Source organism: Kitasatospora sp. NPDC101801 (assembly GCF_044766665.1).
Classification (GTDB): Bacteria; Actinomycetota; Actinomycetes; order Streptomycetales; family Streptomycetaceae; genus Kitasatospora.
Genome location: NZ_JBIWML010000039.1, coordinates 47,449 through 67,337, shown reverse-complemented (window position 1 = coordinate 67,337; position 19,889 = coordinate 47,449). Strand labels below are relative to the sequence as shown.

Annotated in this window: 21 protein-coding genes and 1 pseudogene; 8 read left to right on the top strand and 14 right to left on the bottom strand. The window is 68.3% G+C overall.

Annotated elements, in window-relative coordinates:
- Positions 1-37 precede the first annotated feature (37 nt).
- From ACIRPK_RS30415 to ACIRPK_RS30405, 3 genes and pseudogenes are all read right to left on the bottom strand, one after another.
- Positions 38-1,128 (bottom strand): annotated as a pseudogene (locus ACIRPK_RS30415) (dihydrofolate reductase family protein).
- Between the two features lie 105 nt (positions 1,129-1,233).
- Entirely contained in the window at positions 1,234-2,001 is a 768-nt protein-coding gene (locus tag ACIRPK_RS30410) for an SDR family oxidoreductase (protein ID WP_403044296.1), read from the bottom strand.
- Between the two features lie 5 nt (positions 2,002-2,006).
- Positions 2,007-2,291 carry an NAD-dependent epimerase/dehydratase family protein gene (locus ACIRPK_RS30405; RefSeq protein WP_403044294.1) on the bottom strand — a complete coding sequence of 95 codons (285 nt, stop codon included), beginning with the start codon at positions 2,289-2,291 and terminating at the stop codon, positions 2,007-2,009.
- A gap of 121 nt (positions 2,292-2,412) precedes the next feature.
- On the opposite strand from ACIRPK_RS30405, the gene ACIRPK_RS30400 reads away from it, so the two are divergent.
- Positions 2,413-3,306: a LysR substrate-binding domain-containing protein gene (locus ACIRPK_RS30400; RefSeq protein WP_403044291.1), complete on the top strand. Its 894-nt coding sequence runs from the start codon at positions 2,413-2,415 to the stop codon at positions 3,304-3,306.
- Positions 3,307-3,311: 5 nt separating this feature from the next.
- On the opposite strand, the gene ACIRPK_RS30395 is transcribed toward ACIRPK_RS30400, so the two are convergent.
- Positions 3,312-4,421: a transposase domain-containing protein gene (locus ACIRPK_RS30395; RefSeq protein ID WP_403044289.1), complete on the bottom strand. Its 1,110-nt coding sequence runs from the start codon at positions 4,419-4,421 to the stop codon at positions 3,312-3,314.
- Between the two features lie 368 nt (positions 4,422-4,789).
- On the opposite strand from ACIRPK_RS30395, the gene ACIRPK_RS30390 reads away from it, so the two are divergent.
- Positions 4,790-4,969, top strand: a complete 180-nt coding sequence (locus tag ACIRPK_RS30390; protein ID WP_403044286.1) for an SflA family class IV lanthipeptide — start codon at positions 4,790-4,792, stop codon at positions 4,967-4,969.
- 2 nt (positions 4,970-4,971) lie between these two features.
- Positions 4,972-7,485: a class IV lanthionine synthetase LanL gene (lanL, locus tag ACIRPK_RS30385; RefSeq protein WP_403044284.1), complete on the top strand. Its 2,514-nt coding sequence runs from the start codon at positions 4,972-4,974 to the stop codon at positions 7,483-7,485.
- Positions 7,486-7,704: 219 nt separating this feature from the next.
- Here the strand turns inward: lanL and ACIRPK_RS30380 are convergent, their stop codons facing one another.
- The 4 genes from ACIRPK_RS30380 to ACIRPK_RS30365 form a co-directional block, all read right to left on the bottom strand.
- On the bottom strand, positions 7,705-7,959 hold the full coding sequence (locus ACIRPK_RS30380) for a Txe/YoeB family addiction module toxin (RefSeq protein WP_403044281.1): 255 nt from the start codon (positions 7,957-7,959) through the stop codon (positions 7,705-7,707).
- Positions 7,956-8,237, bottom strand: coding sequence for a type II toxin-antitoxin system Phd/YefM family antitoxin (locus tag ACIRPK_RS30375; RefSeq protein WP_403044280.1), 282 nt, complete (start codon positions 8,235-8,237; stop codon positions 7,956-7,958). Before ACIRPK_RS30375 ends, ACIRPK_RS30380 begins: the two co-directional genes overlap by 4 nt.
- A gap of 316 nt (positions 8,238-8,553) precedes the next feature.
- Positions 8,554-9,714, bottom strand: a complete 1,161-nt coding sequence (locus ACIRPK_RS30370) for a tyrosine-type recombinase/integrase (protein ID WP_403044278.1) — start codon at positions 9,712-9,714, stop codon at positions 8,554-8,556.
- Between the two features lie 42 nt (positions 9,715-9,756).
- Positions 9,757-10,377, bottom strand: a complete 621-nt coding sequence (locus ACIRPK_RS30365) for a hypothetical protein (RefSeq protein WP_403044276.1) — start codon at positions 10,375-10,377, stop codon at positions 9,757-9,759.
- Between the two features lie 142 nt (positions 10,378-10,519).
- Between ACIRPK_RS30365 and ACIRPK_RS30360 the strand changes: the two genes are divergently transcribed.
- From ACIRPK_RS30360 to ACIRPK_RS30340, 5 genes are all read left to right on the top strand, one after another.
- On the top strand, positions 10,520-10,675 hold the full coding sequence (locus ACIRPK_RS30360) for a helix-turn-helix domain-containing protein (protein WP_403044273.1): 156 nt from the start codon (positions 10,520-10,522) through the stop codon (positions 10,673-10,675).
- Positions 10,676-10,678: 3 nt separating this feature from the next.
- On the top strand, positions 10,679-11,059 hold the full coding sequence (locus tag ACIRPK_RS30355; RefSeq protein ID WP_403044271.1) for a hypothetical protein: 381 nt from the start codon (positions 10,679-10,681) through the stop codon (positions 11,057-11,059).
- Positions 11,060-11,466: 407 nt separating this feature from the next.
- Complete coding sequence (locus ACIRPK_RS30350) at positions 11,467-11,802, top strand: helix-turn-helix domain-containing protein (RefSeq protein WP_403044269.1); 336 nt, start codon at positions 11,467-11,469, stop codon at positions 11,800-11,802.
- Complete coding sequence (locus tag ACIRPK_RS30345) at positions 11,799-12,248, top strand: hypothetical protein (protein ID WP_403044266.1); 450 nt, start codon at positions 11,799-11,801, stop codon at positions 12,246-12,248. Before ACIRPK_RS30350 ends, ACIRPK_RS30345 begins: the two co-directional genes overlap by 4 nt.
- 10 nt (positions 12,249-12,258) lie before the next feature.
- Positions 12,259-13,200, top strand: a complete 942-nt coding sequence (locus ACIRPK_RS30340; protein WP_403044264.1) for a P22 phage major capsid protein family protein — start codon at positions 12,259-12,261, stop codon at positions 13,198-13,200.
- A gap of 1,485 nt (positions 13,201-14,685) precedes the next feature.
- Here ACIRPK_RS30340 and ACIRPK_RS30335 read toward each other — a convergent pair.
- The 6 genes from ACIRPK_RS30335 to ychF form a co-directional block, all read right to left on the bottom strand.
- Positions 14,686-15,768: a hypothetical protein gene (locus tag ACIRPK_RS30335; RefSeq protein WP_403044261.1), complete on the bottom strand. Its 1,083-nt coding sequence runs from the start codon at positions 15,766-15,768 to the stop codon at positions 14,686-14,688.
- On the bottom strand, positions 15,693-16,145 hold the full coding sequence (locus ACIRPK_RS30330; RefSeq protein ID WP_403044259.1) for an NUDIX domain-containing protein: 453 nt from the start codon (positions 16,143-16,145) through the stop codon (positions 15,693-15,695). The genes ACIRPK_RS30335 and ACIRPK_RS30330 overlap by 76 nt, the downstream gene beginning before the upstream one ends.
- Positions 16,146-16,260: 115 nt before the next feature.
- Positions 16,261-16,680 carry a hypothetical protein gene (locus ACIRPK_RS30325; protein WP_403044256.1) on the bottom strand — a complete coding sequence of 140 codons (420 nt, stop codon included), beginning with the start codon at positions 16,678-16,680 and terminating at the stop codon, positions 16,261-16,263.
- A gap of 65 nt (positions 16,681-16,745) precedes the next feature.
- Positions 16,746-17,576 (bottom strand): helix-turn-helix domain-containing protein, encoded by an 831-nt coding sequence (locus ACIRPK_RS30320; protein ID WP_403044254.1) that lies wholly within the window; start codon positions 17,574-17,576, stop codon positions 16,746-16,748.
- Positions 17,573-18,094 carry a DUF6879 family protein gene (locus ACIRPK_RS30315; protein WP_403044318.1) on the bottom strand — a complete coding sequence of 174 codons (522 nt, stop codon included), beginning with the start codon at positions 18,092-18,094 and terminating at the stop codon, positions 17,573-17,575. Before ACIRPK_RS30315 ends, ACIRPK_RS30320 begins: the two co-directional genes overlap by 4 nt.
- A 509-nt stretch (positions 18,095-18,603) precedes the next feature.
- Positions 18,604-19,677, bottom strand: coding sequence for a redox-regulated ATPase YchF (ychF, locus tag ACIRPK_RS30310; RefSeq protein ID WP_403044251.1), 1,074 nt, complete (start codon positions 19,675-19,677; stop codon positions 18,604-18,606).
- Positions 19,678-19,889 lie beyond the last annotated feature (212 nt).

Below are 19,889 nucleotides of genomic sequence, written 5' to 3'. Positions count from 1 at the left end.
TCCTCCGGGCGGGGTTTGTCATACCAGGTTACAAAACTCAGCGGAGTAGGTGGGCGTTGACCTCACGGGCCGCCTCGGCCAGCTCCGGGAGCTCGACCACCTCGACGCCCGCCGCGGTGAGCAGCGCCGTTCCCTGACAGCCGGTCACGAACAGGTCGGGCTCCCGCCAGGCCAGCACCACCCGGGGCACGCCCGCCGCGATGATCAGCTGGGCGCAGGTACGCGGCCGGGAGGCCCGCTCGCCGCACGGCTCCAGCGAGCTGTAGACGGTGGCCGTCCGCAGCCTCGGGTCGCCGGCGGGCAGCTTGGCGAGCGCGGACTCCTCGGCGTGCACCTTCGGGTCGGTCTCCCGGCTGTACCCCTCGCTGAGCAGTTCGCCGTCCGCCCCGACGATCACCGCCCCGACCGAGAAGGCGGTCTCCGAGAACGGACAGCGCCGGGACAGTTCGACGGCCCGGGCCAGCCAGTCGGCGTCGGTCTTCACGCGGTGGTCTCCTTCGGGGCGTAGCGGAGCAGCACGACGTCACCCACCGTACGGGTCCCCAACAGCCGCATCCGCCGGGACGGGCCGCCGGGGAAGTCGGCCGGGCCCACCAACCTCGGCGCGGCCGGCTGCCCGACCAGCAGCGGCGCCACCGCCAGCTGGAGCTCGTCCGCCAGGCCCTCGGCCAGGAACTGGGTGTGCACGCTGCTCCCGCCCTCCACCATCAGCCGCCGCACTCCGCGCGCGCCCAGGTGGTCCAGCACCGCGCCCAGGTCCAGCCGGTCGCCGATGGCCACCACCTCGGCCAGCCCGGCCAGTTCGGCGGCCAGCCGGTCGCGTGCTGAGGTGCCGGTGTAGACCAGCCGCTCGCCGCCGGTGTGCCAGAAGTTCAGCTCCCTCGGCAGGTCGCCACTGCCGCTCAGGGTCACCTTGAGCGGGTACTCGGGCTGCCCGGCCCGGAGTCGTCCGGTGCGCCGGTCGGGCGAGTTGACGAGCAGTCGGGGATTGTCCCGGCGCAGCGTGTTGCCGCCGACCAGGATCGCGTCGCTGCCCGCCCGCAGCTCGTCCACCCGGTCGAAGTCGTCCGGACCGGACAGCAGCAGGCGCTCCGGCGAGGCGTCGTCCAGGTACCCGTCGACGGACATCGCGGCGCTCAGCAGGACGTACGGGCGGATAGCCACGGGCCGGTCCGTTTCTCTAGGCGGTCCCGCCACCGTACGACAACGGCCGTCCCCCCGATCCGGACCGGGCTACGGGATGATCCGGCGGCGGCGGAAGTCCTCGAAGATCTCCAGGAACATCGCCCCGGTGTCGACGAACTCGTGGAAGCCGAACCGCCGCGCCTTCGAGCCGTCCGCGAACATGTCGTAGTCCCAGGAGAAGACGAAGTCGCCGAACCCCCAGGAGGAGACCTCCTGGTAGCCGTGCGGCGCCAGGCCGTGCTCGGCCACCATGGCGTCCCAGAGCGGTTCCTTGTCCGCCATCACCGTGGTCAGCGAGAGCGGCAGGGGCGGCGCGACGTCCAGCTCGAAGTACCCGGCGATCCTCGGCCAGAGCTCGCTCCACCGGAACAGGTCACCGTTGTTGATGTTGAACGCCTGGTTGGCGCACCGCTCGTCGGTCGCCGCCCAGACCGTGGCCCGGGCCAGCAGGCCGGCGTCGGTCACCTCCAGCAGGGCGTCGTAGGCGCCCGGCTTCCCCGGGAACCGCAGCGGCAGGCCCAGCTGCTTGGACACCGCGGCGTAGACCGCGATCACCATCGCCAGGTTCATCGGGTTGCCGAGCGCGAAGCCGGTCACCACCGAGGGCCGGATCGCCGACCAGGTCCACTCCTTGCCGAGCTGCCGGGCCGTCAGGAACGCCTGCTGGTCGTGCATGAACTCGGGCGGCATGAAGTACGGGTCGCTCTCCCGGGCCGGGGTCTTGAACGGGCCCAGGTGCGCGCCGTACACCTTGTACCCCTGCATCAGGCTGACGTGCCGCAGCCCGGTCGCGACCGGCTCGATTGCCTCGATCACGTTGGTCAGCATGGCCAGGTTCGGCGGCACCAGCTCGGCCCAGGTGGGCCGGTCCTGGTACGCGGCGCGTAGAAGACGTGGGTGACCTCGGTGAGGCCGGCCAGCTTCGCCTTGGTCTCGACCGGGTCGAGCAGGTCCACGCTCAGGTAGCGGACCCGGTCGGCCGGTTCGCCGCCCCGGCGGGACAGCCCGATCACCTGCCACTCGCCGGTGGCCGCCAGGTGGTCGACCAGATTGCGGCCGATCACGCCGTTCGCTCCGACGACCAGGGCGGTCTTGGTGGTCTCCATGGCTCGGTGGCTCCCTGCGCTCCGGTGGCGGCTCCGCGCGGTGCGGGCCCGCCTCGATCCTCCGTCCGGCCGGGGCGATGAGTCCAGGTTCTGTTTCTACTGCTGGCCATAAGATCAGCTCATGGTGACCTTGCGGCAGTTGGAGTACCTGGTGACGATCGTGGACCAGGGCTCGTTCACCCGGGCCGCCGAGCTGCTGCACGTCACCCAGCCCGCTCTCTCGCACCAGATCCGGGTCCTGGAGCGGCAGTTGGGCGGTCCACTGCTGGAACGGCTGCCCCGGCTGGTCCGGCTCACCCCGGCCGGGCGGTCGATGCTCCCGCACGCCCGGGCCGCGCTCGCCGAGACCCGGCGCGCCGAGCAGGCCGCCCGGCGGACCGCGGGCACCGCGAGCGGGGAGGTGGAGCTCGCCACCCTCTACGGTTACAGCCTCGGCCTGCTGCCGGCCGTCCTGCGGGCCTGGCGGCGGGTCCGCCCCGACATCGGCGTCCGGCTGTTCGAGCACCGGCACGCCGACGAGCTCCGCGACGCGATGGCCGCCGGGCAGGCCGACCTGGCCCTCGGCCCGCCGCCGCCCGGCTGGGCGGGCCCCGTCCACCCGGTCGGCGAGGAGGAGTTCGTGGTCGTGGTCGCGGCCGACGACCCGGCCGCCACCGGCCCCGCCCCGTTCGACCTGGCCTCGCTCGCCGACCGCGCCTGGGTGCACTACGCCCCCGGCAACGGCCTCGCCGAGCTCCTCGACCGGGCCTGCGCCGCCGCCGGTTTCCAGCCGCGCGCCGCCGTCCGGACCGAACAGACCGCCGCCGCTCCGCTGCTCGCCGCCGCCGGACTGGGCCCCACCCTCGCCGCCGCCCACGTGATCCCGCCCGACTTCGACGGTCACCTGCTCCGCCCCACGCCGCCCGTCCGCCGCCCGCTCGCCGTCTGGACCAGGACCGACCCGGATCCCCTGACCGCCGCTTTCCGCACCGTGCTGACCAGGGAGGTCACGGCCCGCCTCGGCTCCGCCGCCTGACCCGCTCACCCGTCCCCGGAGTCGCCCACCACCAGGGCACGGATCGCGTGGTGGGTGAGCAGCATCGCCCAGACCTCCTGCTCCACCATGGCCGGAGACTTGGAGCGGAGCACCGGACGGGACCGGCCCCGCCGGGCGCCCAGTTCGTCGATCAGGGTGTCGAGGCGCCAGCGCTCGGCGTAGAGCCCGGCCAGTTCCGCCGCCGGTGCTCCGGACGGGTCCAGGATCGAGCAGACCAGCCGCCCCGCCCGGGTGCCCGTCGGGCGGCCGGACCGGTCGAGGGCGGGCAGGACACAGTCGACCACCCGGACCGGGACCAGGCGGTCGGCCGCCGTCGGGCCCGCCAGCCGGGACAGGTAGGAGCCGTCGGCGAGGAGGCGCAGCGGCGGCAGGTCCAGGGCCGGCCGCGCCTCCCAGAGCAGATCCGCACCGCACCCCCGGGCGCTGGTCCACAGGTCGTACGAGAGCGCGCCGCGCGCCGCCACCACGAGCTGGCCGGGCCGCAGGGCGGCCAGCACCTCGCGGGCCAGCTCGGCACCGGCCGCGTCGGCGGTGCCGAGCGCGGCCGCGCGGACCGCGTGGGTGGCGTTCTCGGCCAGCGCGAGCACCTTCACCTGCGGCAACGGCCGGCCGGCCGACACCCCGTCGGAGCCGCCGTACGCCTCCCGGTTGTCGGGCGAGTCCGGGACGTCCAGCAGGGCCACGTCGAGCGACATCAGGTGCCGCTGCCAGGGCGGCCGGCCGTCGGCGGCCGGCCCGGCCACCCGCTCGAACAGCAGCCGCAGCGGCCCCGGGCCCAGCCGCTGCCGGGCCTTGGTGATCGCCGCCGTGGACGGCACCGCGAGCGGCCGCGCCCGACGGTGCTTGCGGGCGAGTCCGGCCAGCAGCAACCGCATCACCTCGCCGTACCCGCTGGCCGGGTAGAGCCACAGCGCCAGCGTGAAGTAGACGACCGTCCGCGCGGGCAGCACCCGGGTGCGCTGCTCGGTCCGCCCGGCGGCCTCGACGGCTCCGTCCACCAGGACTCCCGGCAGCGCCCAGGTCAGCGCGCAGACCCCGAGGAGGTCAGCTAATCGCTCCCCCGGTTCGGGCGAGAACTGCCCGGTGCGCGCCATGGTTTCGAGCCCCCAGCCTGGAACGACCGCCGAGCCGGCGGGCCGCCCTCCGCCGCCGTGGATCACTCGCGCTGCGGCCCATGCAACCACGGTCATGTGTTCGACGGAAGCTTTCGAAGAACACCCCGTGGAGAAACCGTGGCGGACTCGCGGACGGAACCAGCTGCGTGGACGATCCTTCCACCCTTCTCCGGCAGCCCGAAAGGCCGTGAACAGCCGTTAAGTTAGCGGTTTCTGACCTCTTGTCAGGTCGGTCGGCGCTATCTACCTTCGTGGATCAGGACCTCGGCCCCGCCGGCCCAACCGGCCTGCACCCGCCGCGCCCCGCGCCGTCATCCACTGCGCGACCACACCCCCGGAGGCGTCACATGCCCACTGCCGTGCTGGAACTCCTGACGACCGACTTCCGCGACGCGGGACCGCTCGAACTCGACGACGAGGTCATCGTGTTCGAGGACGACGACCGCAGCGACCGCGAGCACACGGCGTGCCTCGCCGACCCGTGGGTGACCGCCACCACCCGCTTCGCCTGCGAGAAGAACTCCTAACGGTGACCGGGCCCATCGCCGGCCGCAGCGGATGGTCCGACGACGTCTGGTCGTACCTGAACGATCCGCGGATGCCGGCGATGGAGCACGGTTGGAAGCTGCACGTGTCGGCCCGCCCGGGCGACCTGGCGGACGTCACCGAGCTGGTCCTCCCCGTCCTGCGACGGCACGTCTGCCACGCGAAGTTCGCCCGCGATCCGGAGACGCTGCGGGCGATCAACTCGGGGGTGCGGAGCGCGGGTGCGGTCGGCAAGGCGATCACCGTCTACCCCATGGCCGGCACCGTCGTCGCGCTCGCCGGGGACCTGGTCGCCGCACTGCGCGGCCGGGAGGGCCCGCAGATCGTCAGCGACCGGCGGGTCGACCCGGACTCCCCCGTCTACTACCGGTACGGGCCCTTCACCGGTGACTACCGGACCGGCCGGAGCGGACGGCTGGAGTCGATCATGACCGGTCCGGACGGCCGGGTCTTCGACGGTCTGGCCACCGGTGCCTACCGGTGCCCGCCGTGGGCCGAGGATCCCTTCGCCGGCGAACTCGGGCGCACCGGGAAACCGTCCCCGACCGGATTCGGCGGCGGCCGCTACCGGGTCACGGCCGGCATCGTGCGCAAACCGCAGGGCAACGTCTACCGTGCGGTCGACCTGGAATCCGGACAACCGGTGGTGGTCAAACAGGCGCGGGCGTTCGTGGCCGAGGACGAATCCGGCGCCGACACCCGGGACCGGCTGCGCAACGAACGTGCGGTGCTCGCCGTACTCGACTCCGTCCCGGGCGTGCCCCGGGCGCTCGACTACTTCCGGCACAGGGCGGACGAGTACCTGGTGCTGAGCGACTGCGGCGACCGCAACCTGCGCCGGGAGGTCCAGGAGCACGGCCCGTACCTGGACGACGACGCCCGGCCGGGGCGGACGCTGGCCGGCCTCGCCGACCGGCTCCTGGCGGTCCTGGACGACATCCACGGCCGGGGCGTGATCCTCCGCGACCTCAAGCCGGACAACGTCGTGCTCGACCCCGCCGGACGCTGCCGGGTGATCGACTTCGGCGTCAGCTCCCTGGACGGCACCGGTCCTGCCGGGGCAACGCCCGGCTACAGCGGGCCGGTCGAGCGCGCGGCCGGGCGGGCCGTGGCCGCCGACGACTACTACGCCCTGGGCGCGACCCTGTGCTTCGCCGCCACCGGCATGGACCCGGTGATCGTCGATCCCGACGCCGTGGTCAACCGGGACCGGACCCTGCTCGGCCTGGACCTGGCACTCCCCGGACACCGCGAACTCCGTTCTGCGATAGCCGAGTTGCTGAGCCTGGATCCGGCCGTACGGGCAGCCGGCGCCGCCCGCCTGCGCACCGGGACCTCGCCCCGACGGAGCTCCCCGCCGCTGTCCCGACCGCCCCGGATCGACGATGACCTGCTGGCGGGGATCATCGAGCACGCGACCGCGTTCTGCCTCGACGAGGCCCACCGGATCGTGGACCCGACGCTCTCCGCCCGCGCGGCCGTCCCGGCCCCGATCGACGTCTACGGCGGAACGTCCGGGCTGGGGCTGGAACTTCTGCAGCACACCCACCGCCCCGAGGTCCGCGAGGCCGTCGACGCACTGGCGCGGTGGACCGCCGACCAGTCCAGGACCCTGTCGCCCGGCTTCTACTCGGGCCACACCGGTGTCGAGCTCTTCCTCTCCGCAGCAGGGTTGGACCCGGCATCGGACCGTCCCGCGCTGCCGACCGAGGGGCCGGACGGCGGCCCGCCGGAGGCCGACCTGATCGAGGGCGTCGCGGGCATCGGCCTCGGCCGGCTGCTGCTGGCCCGGCAGTCCGCCGACCCCTGGCTCACGGACCACCACCTCGGCATCGCCGCCGAGTGCGCCCGGCTGCTGGCCACCGGCACCGCCCGACTCACCCCCACCGGCACCGCCAACGTCGGGACCGCCGCGCTGCGCGAAGGTCTCGCCCACGGCGAGGCGGGCGTCGCGTACTTCCTGCTCGAACACGCCGCCGCGACCGGGGACCCGGCCGCCGTCGCCCGGGCCCGGGCGGCCTGCGCCCGCCTCGCCGCCGTCACCCCGGGCATCATCGCGGCGACCAGCCGGCCGGGGGCCACCCGCCGGTACGGCTCGTGGTGCCGTGGGCTGGCCGGGATCGGTTCGGTACTCGTCCGGGCCGCCGACCGTCTCGACGAACCGGCGTACCTCCTCCTCGCCCGGCGGACCGCCCGGACCTGCGCCGACCTGGCCCCCCGGATGCCGCTGGTCACCCAGTGCTGCGGCCTCGCCGGGGTCGGCGACCTGCTGGTCGACGTCGCGGTGGCCACCGGGTCGGAGGAGTTCCGGGACGCCGCCCGCACCGTCGCCACCCTCGTCCTGGCCCGCAGCGGCGGCACCTGGGCCCGCCCCACCTTCCCCGACGCCGACCTGGCCGGCTCCTCCGCCACCTGGGCCGGCGGCACGGCCGGCGTCCTCGCCTTCCTCCGCCGCCTGCACGACCACGGCGGCCCCCGCCTCGGCCTGCCCGGCTGACCGTCCGCCCTGTCGTCCTGAGCGCCCGGTGCCGCTACCGCTACCGCTACGAGAGGTGACCCCAGGCGACACCGACGGTGCCCGGCCCGCCAGAGGCGGGCCGGGCACCGTCCTCCGATCAGGCGTCAGACGTTGAAGCGGAACGTCGAGCGCAGAGCTGTGACCTGCGGAAATATCTCCTTTGAGAGGGCCATCCCAGCACCCTCCCAGCACGGGCGGTCAGTAGTGGTACCGAGCCGCGAGGACGACGATCTCCTTGTCCGTCACCAGGTAGACGAGGCGGTGCTCGTCGTCGATCCGCCGCGACCACGCCCCCGGCAGGTGGTACTTCAAAGGTTCGGGCTTACCGATCCCTGAGAACGGGTCACGCCTGACGTCCTCGATGAGCCGGTTGATCCGAGCGAGCATCTTGCGGTCGCTCTTGAGCCAGGACGTGTAGTCCTCCCAGCCCTGGTCCTCGAAGACAAGCCTCACGCAGCACCCACGGCAGGTTCCACTGGGTCCGGATAGATCAGCTCGCGCTCTGACACATTGACTTTACCCAGGGCGTTCTCGTACGCCTTGAGCAAACGCCGTGCGTTCGCAGGCGAGCGCAGCAGGTAGGAGCCCTCGCGCAGCGCCGCATAGTCCTCGGCCGAGACGAGCACGGCGTTACCGTGCTTGGAGACGATCTCAATGGCCTCGTGATCGTCGTTGACCTGCTTGATCAGCGGAAAGAGAGCCTTGCGGGCTTCGCTCGCAGTTATGGACATGACCTGACCCTTTCCCCAAAGTAGTACCTGATAACGTACCACTGGCAACCCTCCCGGAGGGATCATCCAGCTGATGGAGGGTCAGATTTCCCAGCACCTTCCCAGCACGGGAAACGGGAAGAGGCCGACCCCCGGAAGAGCCGACCTCATCTGACCTGCACGTTTGCCAGGCCGTCAACGTGGTGTTATTTCATCCGCTCAGACGTTGAAGCGGAACATCGCACGACTGGCATCCTGCCCAGTGTTTCCAAGGGTTTCGGCGCCTCCGCAGGTCACCACTCACCACGGAGTCACCACGCCGCCGGGTAGTCACCACTCAGGCCACCGCGCGAAGGGTGACCTTCGGGCGCAAGGCGGCCTGTATCACCTGACGGCAGCGCTCCGGCGCTTCAGCGGTCAAGTGGCCGTAGATGTCAGCAGTGGTCTTGATCGACCGATGGCCGAGCCACCGGCTCACTTCGAGGATGGGCACGCCACCGGCCAGCGCGGTACTGGCGAAGAAGTGGCGGAGCGAGTGGGGCGTGTAGCCGCTGCCTTCCAGCCCGGCGGCCTTGAGAGCCTTGTTCCAGTGGTAGCCGAAGGTCGAAGCAGTCGGGATGTACCCCTTGCCGCGCTCGCGCGGCGAGAACAGCACTTCGACGCCTTCCACGGTCACCGTTCCCCAGTGCTCTATGTGCGCGTCGATCTCGTCAGCCAGGAACGGAGCCACGGGCACATCTCGGTACTCGTCCGCCGTCCGGTGCTTGAGCGGCACCAGCCTGGTACGGCATCCCTCGTTGTTGGCCTTGCTGCTGATCTGCCGACGCAGACGTACGAAGCCATCACGCTTGCACTCGGCCGAGAAGCCCAGAGCCTCACTGATCCGGAGCCCGGCACCGGCCATCAGCCACACCGCTAGCTGGTACTGCGGCGACATGGCAGCAGCGATGGCGTTGACCTCAGCCAGCGTCGGAATCTCGTCCGGGTCTACGGCATCCGTCCCGGCCTTGAGCGGCTTCAAGCCCTTGCACGGGTTCTCGGGGATGCGCTTCTCGTCTACGGCCGCGCCCATCATCGCGGACAGCACGCCGAGCCGGTCGTTCACCGTGGACACTGCAAGCTTCTTGGCCATCGTCGCCTGCAACGCCTTCACGTCCGCCAACGTGACGCCGAGGATGGTCTTCCGGCCGAGTGCCGGTATCAGGTGGTTGTCGATGAACCCCTGGTAGTTCCTCCGGGTGGACTCGTTCACCACGTGCCGCGACAGCCAGTCCGCCGACCACCCGTGCATCGGAACCTTGCCCCGCTCCGGATCGAGGAACACGCCCTCGTTCTTGTCGCTCTCCACCTTGAGCGCGAAGGCGTCGGCATCCTTCTTGAGCCGGAACGACTTCTCGCGCTTCCTGCCCTGCCTGCCTCCCGGCTCCCGGTAGCGGACAGTCCACGGGTGTCCGCACTTCGGGGTGTTGCACTCGCACTTCTTCAGGACACTTGCCACTTACGTACTCGCCTTACTTGTGAATCGGATCTTCGTTGCCGGTCAGCCGGCGGCCGGAGGGTCGCCGAGCGCCGCCAAGAACTCCCGTGCCTTGTCGGTGAGTTCGATTCGGTCGGTCGCAAGGAGACCGCGACCCCGAGCACGCTTTACGCGCTCGGACATGGTTGCCTTGCCGACGCCCAGGCGATCGGCGAGAACCTGTTGCGGAGCGCTGGCACCGGTGGCCTTGATCCTCACCAGCTCGGCAGCGAGCAACGCGAAGTCCTCGTCCGTGGCGCATCGCTTCGGCACGGGCCAGGGTGGCTCTGGGGATGCTTCGGCCACCAGACGCCGGGCGGTCTGCTTGATCTCGGCGAGCGGCAGACGGTTCAGGAGAGCGGACGGGATGCCGTCACTCTCCTCCGCCGCGTCCATGGCTTCCTGAGTCGCGTCGCCGCCAGCATCGAGCCACACCTTCATCTCGTATGGACCGCTGAACGGCGCCCCCGGCGAACAGGCCATCTCGACCCGCCACGGGCCGTGCTCCTGCCGCCAGGCCAACGCGCCGTCCGCGCGCCACGACCATCCCGGGGGCAGCGGGTCAGAGCCTGTGCCGGTTGCTGTGCGTGTTTGTGTCATGAGAGGACCATAGGCAGCGAACTCGTCTCGATTCCAGTTCGCCACGCGTGAGGTTCCTCATATTGAACCATGCTCACTTTGAGTTCAATCCACCGTAGGGTGTGTGGCGCCGCTGTCACGAGACGGCAGCGCCAACCCCGGCCAACCCCGGCTGGCCGCCACTCACCGGAGCACGATGAGCAACCTCATGGACATACAGCAGGTAGCCAACTACCTGAACAAGCCGCGTAGTTGGGTATACGAGAACTGGCGGCCCGAGGGCATCCCGTTCAAGAAGATCGGCCAGTCGCTGCGCTGCCGACCAGCGGACCTTGAGCGCTGGATCGACCGGCAGGAAGGGTGATTGGTGAACAGCTTCGGAGCGGGCATCCCGTTCGGGATGATGAACCGAGACCGCGCGTACAACCTGGCTCTCGACAAGAGCACCGGCCCCCTGTGGCTGCGCGTGTGGCTGCTGGCGATCTCCGACGCCAACCAGTCCGGCCACGCTGAGTACGGCCCCGGCGTCCTGGCCAGCACTCTCGGGGTCACGACAGCTTCCAAAGCGGTCCAAGGCGCGATCCGCACCGCAGTGAAGCGCGGCGTGCTATCCCCGGGGTCGAGCAGTCGTTGCCTGGTAGTGGACCGATGGCTCTGGCGAACCGGTGTCGGCAGCACAGGCTGTAAGGCGCACGGCGTCGAGACGGCCGCCGACCGTAGGCGGGCAACCAACGGCTTGCCGTTCTGACCGGGTGAGGCTGGTACCCGGCAGGCGGGCCCAATGGGTAGTTCTGATCCCCTGCCGGGGTAAGAAACCCACCCGGCTCAGGGCTTCATCAAGCCACAGAGTGCCAATCGCTCTTTCTCTTCCATCGGGTTCGAGCGACGGGTGAGCGAGCAACCGGAGAACAGGAGAGACTTCCGGCCGCCCCAAAGCGGCCATGACCAGGGGCCACCTTTCGGGGTGGCCCTTCTTCATTGAATCCCACTCTTGGTGTGGCCGATGCCACACTCTGCCGCTGCCCTCAAATCTGGCAGCGGATACCTCTCTATGGGTGAGGGAAGGTTCCACCCCGAGTGGAACCCCTACTAGGCCCCGCCCCTTCCGGCGGGGCTTTTTCATTCCATCTATCTCAACCAGAAGGAGGAGCGGAGATGTACGATCCGACGCGCGCTAAGGCGCGACGAATCGAGATCAGCCTAAGCGTTCGACAGGTGGCCGATCGAGTCGGCGTATCCGAGAATGCCGTATACGCCTGGGAAGCGGGAGACCGCACGCCGACCTTGGATCACTTCGTGGAGCTGGCTCATGTCCTCCGGATTCCGTTCGACGGCCTGATGCGACAGGCCGAGGGAACAGTATTGGAGTCTGAGCTTTTCGCATCTGAGCTGTTCCGCAGCGCCACTGTCGGCGCCGAGCCAACGATCCGGGATTCCGACGATGCCGATACTCGGCTCTTCGTGGATCAGTTCTACGGGAGTCTCCGTTGAGCGGGAGCGCCGTTCCGACGCCTTCCGAGGCGATCCCCGAGGGCGTTACCCACCCGGCGACGGAAACGGCCGCACAGGGTGATTTGCGGTCTCAGCTCGATGCCGTGACAGCCGAGCGTGACCAGCTCCGCCAGCAGACCGAGGATTCCGCCCGCGAGAAGGCCGTGAACGCCCTTCTCACCGAGCACGGCCTACCAGCCGGCCTGGCCTCCTTCCTGACCGGAGACGAAGCCACGATGCAGGCCCAGGCCGCCGCACTGGCACAGGCCGTGAAGCCTGTGCCGCTCCAGGCCCAGCCGGTCGAAGCCCTGCGCTCCGCCGGTCAGGCCCCGGACGATCACGGCCTACCGAGAAACCTCGGTGCGCTGATGTACGGCGCCCGGGATCGCTACGCCAATCCGGTCATCAGCAATGGCCGGAACAGTTCCTACTACCATTCCAAGTAAAGGACTCTGAATGCCCATTTCCACTGGCAACGCAAACCGCTCTGCGATCTCGACTGCCGTTCTGATTGGCGGTCTCGAAGCACTGACCAAGCGTCTCGTACTCCCCAATCTCGTGACTCGACAGGGTGTCGCCGAGTTCCAGCCGGCCCGGGGTAAGTCCGTACTGGTCCGAGTCCCGACCGCGCTCAAGGCCAAGCGACTGCCACAGGGTGGCACGGTCGAGGATTCACCGTTGGTCGAGACTGAGATCCCGGTGACTCTCGATACCCACTCTTACAGCTCGGTCAAGGCGGACAGCTGGGATCTCACCGTAAATCTTGAGTCCTACGCTCAGCAGGTAGTCGCTCCCCAGGTTGATGCCGTCGCCGAGGATATCGAGACTCGTATCGCTGCTGAGCTGAACCGGTTCGTGGCTTCGGATGGCAAGACTGACCGAGATGGTCAGGGTCAGCTCATCCCCGCCGCCATCGAGTGCACTATGACCAGCTTCCATTCGGCGCTGGTGAAGGCTGACCGAGCGCTAAATGAGAATAACGTGCCACTCTCCGGCCGGGTGCTGGTGATCAACCCTGCCTTCCGCGAGGTCATCATGAATGATCCGGCGTACATCAAGGCTGCCGACTTCGGCAGCTCCACTCTGATTCAGCAGGGAGCTGCCGAGAAGGACCGGCAGTACATGGGTACGATCCTCGGTTTCTCCGTGTACCTCTCCAATTTCGTCACGGGCGCTGTCGCCTTCGTCAAGGAAGCATTCTGCCTCGCCATCGGTGCGCCGGAGGCTCTGTCTTCGGCCGGGTACTCCGGCAGCCTCTCGAAGAATGGATATGGTCTCCGCCACACGAAGGGTACCGACATGAACACCCTGTCCGAGCGATCGGTTGTTGATGCATTCAGTGGCGCGACCATCTTCGACGCCCGGCGGGCGATCGGTATCCGCGCCAAGTCTGTCTGATGCAGGTCTCCACGGCCGGTCCCCACTTCCGGGGACCGGCCCTTTCTTATTGGTAGGGAGGTTCCTCAATGGCAGGGGAATGCAGGCGGTCGGGATGCCGGTTCGAGGGCAAGCGGGACGGGCGGGGGCGAGGAAGGAAGCCCTATTGCTCGTGGGGGTGTCGTCAGTGGGGGGTGATCCGGAGGGGGGTGGCTTCCGGGGCCTATGCCGACCCCAGGGAGCGGCGGGAAGCTGAGTCGAGACTTCGAGTGATCGGCGTTCTACTCGATATCCGCACTCATCCGGATGATGCGCTTCCGCGCAACTCGTACCGGTTTCTCAATGAGAACAGTCGTGCGCTTCGTACTTCGACTCAATCGACAGAATGAGTCGCCGCTTCTCGACTTCGAATCCAATCCAATACATCAGACCGCATTGGCTCGCTCATCATCGGTTCGATTCGTTGTTGATCGTTCGTTCCTTCCGAGTCCGTTCGACTCGTCATCCGTGTTGCTCTGTCCGGCCGAACGAAGCCCGGTCCGCGTCGCGGATGGCTCCAGGCCCTGGGGGACACCCCCTCTCGCCCTTCTCGGGGACGGCTACGGTCTAGCGAAAGAGCCGCTGTACGGGTTCCCAGATTTCGGCCGGCCAGGCCGCTGGCCTGCCTGTTTCCGGGCCTACGCGCAGGCCCGCGTGAACGGGCGGGCGTACGCACGCGAGAGCGCCGTTCCGCAGAATGCCCCGAGGAAGGCCCCACAGGGCCGGTTAAGTCGTGACGGTCGAGAACCCCACGCCGAATTACCCTGGCGACTTCTCCCGTCCCCTTCAGATCTGACCTTCGAAAGGCTTTATGAACGCCCCTGCGGCCGACCTTCAGGAAACCGTCGAACAGGCCCGAATATGGAACCTCATTAGGCGCAGGTATACCACTTTCGGCCTCTGCAATGGATGCGCCGGCCAGGCCGCCTACGGGCATCAACTTGGATTCGGCCGGATACATCCACCGTGCGAATCGTGTGCTCCGGTGGTCGCATCATTTCCGATCGGCTCCGGGCATCGTTGGCGACGAATCTCCGATCCCACCCGCCAGATTCCCCGAAAGCACTGGAAATGATCAGAAACGGATTCGACGATGGAAAGCGTCGGGCGCGGCTTCCCGCCGATTGGCCGCAACGGCGCCTTATCGTCCTCGCCCGAGACGCTTACCGGTGCCAAGCCATCCGGGCCGATACAGGGGAATCGTGCGGAGCAGCGGCAAACCAGGTGGACCACATCCGCCGGGGCGATCACCACGGGTACGCGAACCTGCAAGCGCTCTGTCAGTACCACCACGCGAGCAAGACCGGCAGCGAGGGCGGAACGGCGGCCAGCGTCGCCCGCAGCAGGCGCGGCAGGCTCCGACCCCCGGAGCGCCATCCAGGCGCCCTGTAGGCCCGTCTGGGCATGCTGGTGCCCCGGCCATCCGTCACGGGGGAACGACGGACAGCCGGGGCGGTCGAGGGCGGCCTACTCGCCCGGGTCGGGACCGGTGTAGGCCGGTGAACGGAAGATGCGGCGGAACGCGCCGCGCCCGTGGTGGTGGTCGAGCCAGCCGGTCAGGCCGGACAGGTCTCCGCTGATCATGGCGGCGACTATGGGCCCGTGCAGCGTCTCGGCGTCGGCCCCGCCCATCTCGGTGAGGAAGCGCTGATACCGCGCCCCGACAGCGTGTTCGTATCCGGCCATCGCCAGGTGGAAGCGGGTGGCGATCCCGGGTTCGGCGTGGTCGAAGTCGGGCGGCTCCAGCCGCCCCGTGGTGTCGCGGAACGCCAGTCGATCGGGCGGAGCGATCCGGTCGGCCAGGCCGAGGCGATCGGCCACCGTGGCGGCGATCGTCCGGGCCTCTCGGTCGGTGGCCCCCTCCATGACGATCCCGATGTTCCGGGTCGAAACAGCGTCGTCCGCATCGGGCGTCGAGTACGTACGCCCGTGCGAGTCACGCCAGTTGATCCCGTACCGGCTCCGAACCACCTGTCCACCGTGGAGCCGGTATTCCCGGAAAGATCCGAAGTGGATGCAGTCATGCGCGTAGCTTCGGAGGAGGTCGAGCGCCACCAACTCCGGTGACGCCAAACAGGGATCACTCAGCCGCCCGTACCGAGTGATCACGGATGCCAACTGCACATGCCGGTAACCCTGGTTCGGGTGGTGGAAGCCGCCGAATGCGTCCGGCTGGGTCGAGCGCACCCCGACCCACACCCGATCAATCGGCAACAGCTGGTGTAACCCCAACTCCCGGTAACGATCGGCCAGTAGAGCCGCCCCCTGCCGGAACACCTCCCTCGCCGACTCGTCCGCCCAGGTGTCCAGCACCCAGTGCAGCAGGCTGAACGTGATGTGCGGGTGCGCCTGATCCAGAGCGGCGGTCGCCCGCCGCGCGGCCAGCAGATGCGCCAGCTCGGCACGCTCGGCCAGATCTCCGGCCAGATGCTCGTTCGGCCCCAGACACGAGGGCGTGAGCGAGCGGCCGAGGGTCAGAACCGCTGACGACTGATCAGCTGTCGGTGCGAGTCCTGCACTCCCTCGGGGAGATTGTCCGGTGAGAACCATCGGGCCTCCAAGATCTCAAACGAAGCGACCTTGATCCGTCCACTGACGTACAGCGCCTCGAAGGCAACTTCCACGCGCAGCTTGTATCCGCTCTTCAGGTGCGCCAGCTCGCACACCTTCACCGTGAGTCCGGTCTCCTCCTTGACCTCACGGATGATCGTCTCTTCGAAGCTTTCGCCCTTGTTCGCGTAGCCGGTCGGCAGGCCCCACTGCCGACCCTCCGGCCACATCCGGTGCTTGAGCAGCAACACCCGCCCTTCGTCGTCGCGGACGATGCCCGTGACCCCGACCATGAACTTCGAGTGCCACAGCCACAGGACGCGCCACTGCATCGGACCCCGGATGATCCGCCAGAGCTTCGCAGCGATCTTCTTCATGGGTTCGCCCCTTCATTGGTGGCCACTCCCGCGCGCCGCTCGCGCGGTCAGCCCACGATCCCGCACCCCACCCCCAGGACACCAAATCCCGTGATCATCAGACCAATTGGGGTAGTCAGTGCTGGTGGCGATGCCGCCCGCGCTCCGTGTTCAGCGCCGCCTGCCAGGCCATCTCAGCGGCCACCGGATCGGGCCTCTCGGACTCGGTGGACGGGTCGGCCAGCGCGGGAGCGTAGAGGTCGAACCGCAGCCACTCGGCGTGCTCCTGCAACGGCTTCTGCCCCTGCTCCGCCCGGACCCTCGTGGCGTTCGCCGCGTACCGCTTGCGGGTGTCCGCCACCATCAGCCACAGACGCGCGTGGTAGGCGTCCGGGAACGCCAGCAGCACCGGTCGGCCGGAGTCGTCCGGCAGGGTGCAGAACTCGCCGAGGACCACATCCCGTAGGACGTGTGACCCGGCTGCCTTCAACACCTCGTAGCGCATCACGGCGAGCGGTTCAGCCTGACCGGGTTGGCTTTCCATCGCTACGGACATGCCTGACTCCCCTTCGCTCGGCTTTATGGGTGAGCGACCATGCTAGGGGTGCCGAACTCGCCGGACTAGCCGATTTCCTGTTCTCTCAAAAACTCGTCCCGGATTCCCTCGATCAGGGCTCGCCCCTCGGATCCGGCCAGGGCCACCCGATCGAAGGAGTCGAACTTGCGGACGTACTGTTCCACATCCTTCGGCTCGCGCGTGGTGATCTCGGCGTGAGGGATCTCAACAATCACAAGGCGCGTATCAAAGAGAACAAAGGAGCAAGTTGGAAGCTCCGGCATTGGAGCCGACAGCGGGACAATTCCGAGCGATATGTTCAACATGCGAGACATGGCGGCAAGTCTATCCAGCTGAGCCGCCATCATGGGTGGCCGCACAAGTCGCCACCGGAGAACGGATTCGGTGATGATGAAGTGAAACCTGCGAGAGCTGTCGTACAGAACCTCTTGTCGGCGCATACGGGCGCCGATCATTTTCTCCAAGGCATCATCTGAAAGCTCGGATTTCTGCTGAACAGCACGCACATACTCCGGTGTCTGGAGAAGACCCGGGATGCACGACGCCTGAAAGATCCGCAGCAGACCTGTCGTCGCCTCAATGGCTCGGATCTCATCTTGATGCTTGTGCAGGCCGGCCCGGCGGTGGATGCTCCAGGCAGTGGCCTCCGTAGCCACGACACGGGCTGTCTCGATCAGCTGGGCCTTGACCTCATCAGGCACTTCAAGGGCAGTGAGGATGCGCTCCACGTCGATCACGCTGGGCGCGAGATGGCCGTTCTCAATCTTGCTGAGCTTGCTTGGAGACATGGCAGCGCTGCGGGCAACCGCCTTGGCCTCCTTACCGCTGGCCAGTCGCAGTTCCCGCAGCGCTTTACCGAGGTCTGTGCTTTTCACTCGGTGCCGTACCGCTCCCACCACTCGGCGAACGGGACTGCGTACCGAAGAGCCGTGTCCCGGTGGCGCAGCCATTCTGTGGCAGCGGGCTCCAAATCCGCCCCGTTGAACACTCCGCCGTCGCCATACTTCATCGTGACGACCGACGTCTCGTCGAAGGCCCAGAAGTCAGGAATTCCTTCGAGGGGGTTCGGCTGGTCGGTGGTGTCGAGGATGAAGAACTCCTCCCCGGCCGTCGCATTCTTGGCGTACCCCCACCCGAGTTCGAAGCGGAGATACGGCGTCAGGGGGCGCGAGACAATGTGGACTCGGTACATGCGCTTACCGGACTCGACGTTCCCCCGGACCTCGTCAACCCAATCCTGGTTGTAGTCGGCAGGCTGGGATTCGCCAGCGAGAAACGCTCGGACACTCTCCGGGTTCGAGGAACCGGTGTAGTCGTCCAACGTCTCCAGTCGGAATGCCTCGCGCTGGAACGTGGAGAACAGGTTGTCGAACTCGTCGCCCGAGATGGACACTGACGTTCCTCCGTACTGACTGGCGTACCGCCTGATCAACGAAGCCGGGATGCGAACGGCACTCTCCCCGTTCGGGAGCTGGATCGTCGCCAGCGCTTCGGCCTCCTCCACGTCGTAGCCCTGGACGACCACATCGTCCGAGCCCTCCACCGCATAGATCGTCGGGCAGGTTCCCCGCTCACACTCTCCGACCAGACGCGTCAGCTTCACGGTCGTTCCCCTCCCTGGTGGCTGGTGTCGCGTTCGATGCTCCCGGGGCTGAGACGGCGCGGTCAAGGAGTGGCAGTTGAGAGAACAGGAAACCGCCCACGGCTCACCTGGACGGGGTCGTCGCTGGTGCCCACCCGATCGCTGATTCCACGTCAGATAGGTCACCCCCAAGTCACCACCATGCCGAGGAACACACAGAAACGGCCCGGATTACTCCGAAGAGCATCCGGGCCGCATGGGCTCTGACCTGCTTGTTTGCAGCTACGGATCTGGGGTGATAAAGGCCCCGCCGTTATGCGCTACACGTTGAAGCGGAACTCCACCACGTCGCCGTCCTGCATGACGTACTCCTTGCCCTCGATCCGGGCCTTGCCCTTGGACCGGGCCTCGGGGATGGAGCCGCACTCGACCAGGTCGTCGAAGGAGACGATCTCGGCCTTGATGAAGCCCTTCTGGAAGTCGGTGTGGATCACACCGGCCGCCTCGGGGGCGGTCGCGCCCTTCTTGATGGTCCAGGCGCGGACCTCCTTCGGACCGGCCGTCAGGTAGGTCTGCAGGCCGAGGGTCTCGAAACCGACCCGGCCGAGGGTGGACATGCCGGTCTCCTCCTGGCCCATGGACTGGAGGAGTTCGAGGGCCTCGTCGTCGTCCATGCCGATCAGCTCGGACTCGATCTTGGCGTTGAGGAAGATCGCCTCGGCGGGGGCGACCAGCGCCCGCTGCTCGGTCTTGAACTCCTCGTTGGTGAGCTCCTCCTCGTCCACGTTGAAGACGTAGAGGAAGGGCTTGGTGGTGAGCAGGTGCAGCTCCCGGACCGAGGAGGCGTCGAAGCCGACCTCGAACAGGGTCTTGCCGGACTCCAGGACCTTCTGGGCGGCCTCGGCGGCGGCCAGGGTGGCCGCGCTCTCCTTCTTCAGCCGGGACTCCTTCTGGAGCCGCGGCAGGACCTTCTCGATCGACTGGAGGTCGGCGAGGATCAGCTCGGTGTTGATGGTCTCGATGTCGTCCTTCGGCGAGACCTTGCCGTCCACGTGCACCACATCGGGGTCGACGAAGGCGCGGATGACCTGGCAGATCGCGTCCGACTCGCGGATGTTCGCCAGGAACTTGTTGCCCAGGCCCTCGCCGACCGAGGCGCCGCGGACGATGCCCGCGATGTCGACGAAGTCGACCGTCGCCGGGAGGATCCGCTGGGAGCCGAAGATCTCGGCCAGCACGGCCAGCCGGGCGTCCGGCACGCCGACGACGCCCACGTTGGGCTCGATGGTGGCGAACGGGTAGTTGGCCGCCAGCACGTCGTTCTTGGTCAGGGCGTTGAACAGGGTCGACTTGCCGACGTTCGGCAGGCCGACGATTCCGATCGTGAGCGACATGTAGCGAAGTCCCGTGGGCTCGGAGGGCGTGGAGCGGCGCGGGTGCCCCGAGCCGATCGCCAAGTCTACGGCCCCGGTCACACCGCGCCGCCGGGCCACCGGGACGAAGCCGCCCGCCGCTGCCGTACACCTCGGGCGCCAGCACCCGGGCGGGCCGGGCGGCGGCGGTGCGGGCGGCGACGGTGCGGGCGGGCGAGGCCGGGCCCCGACCG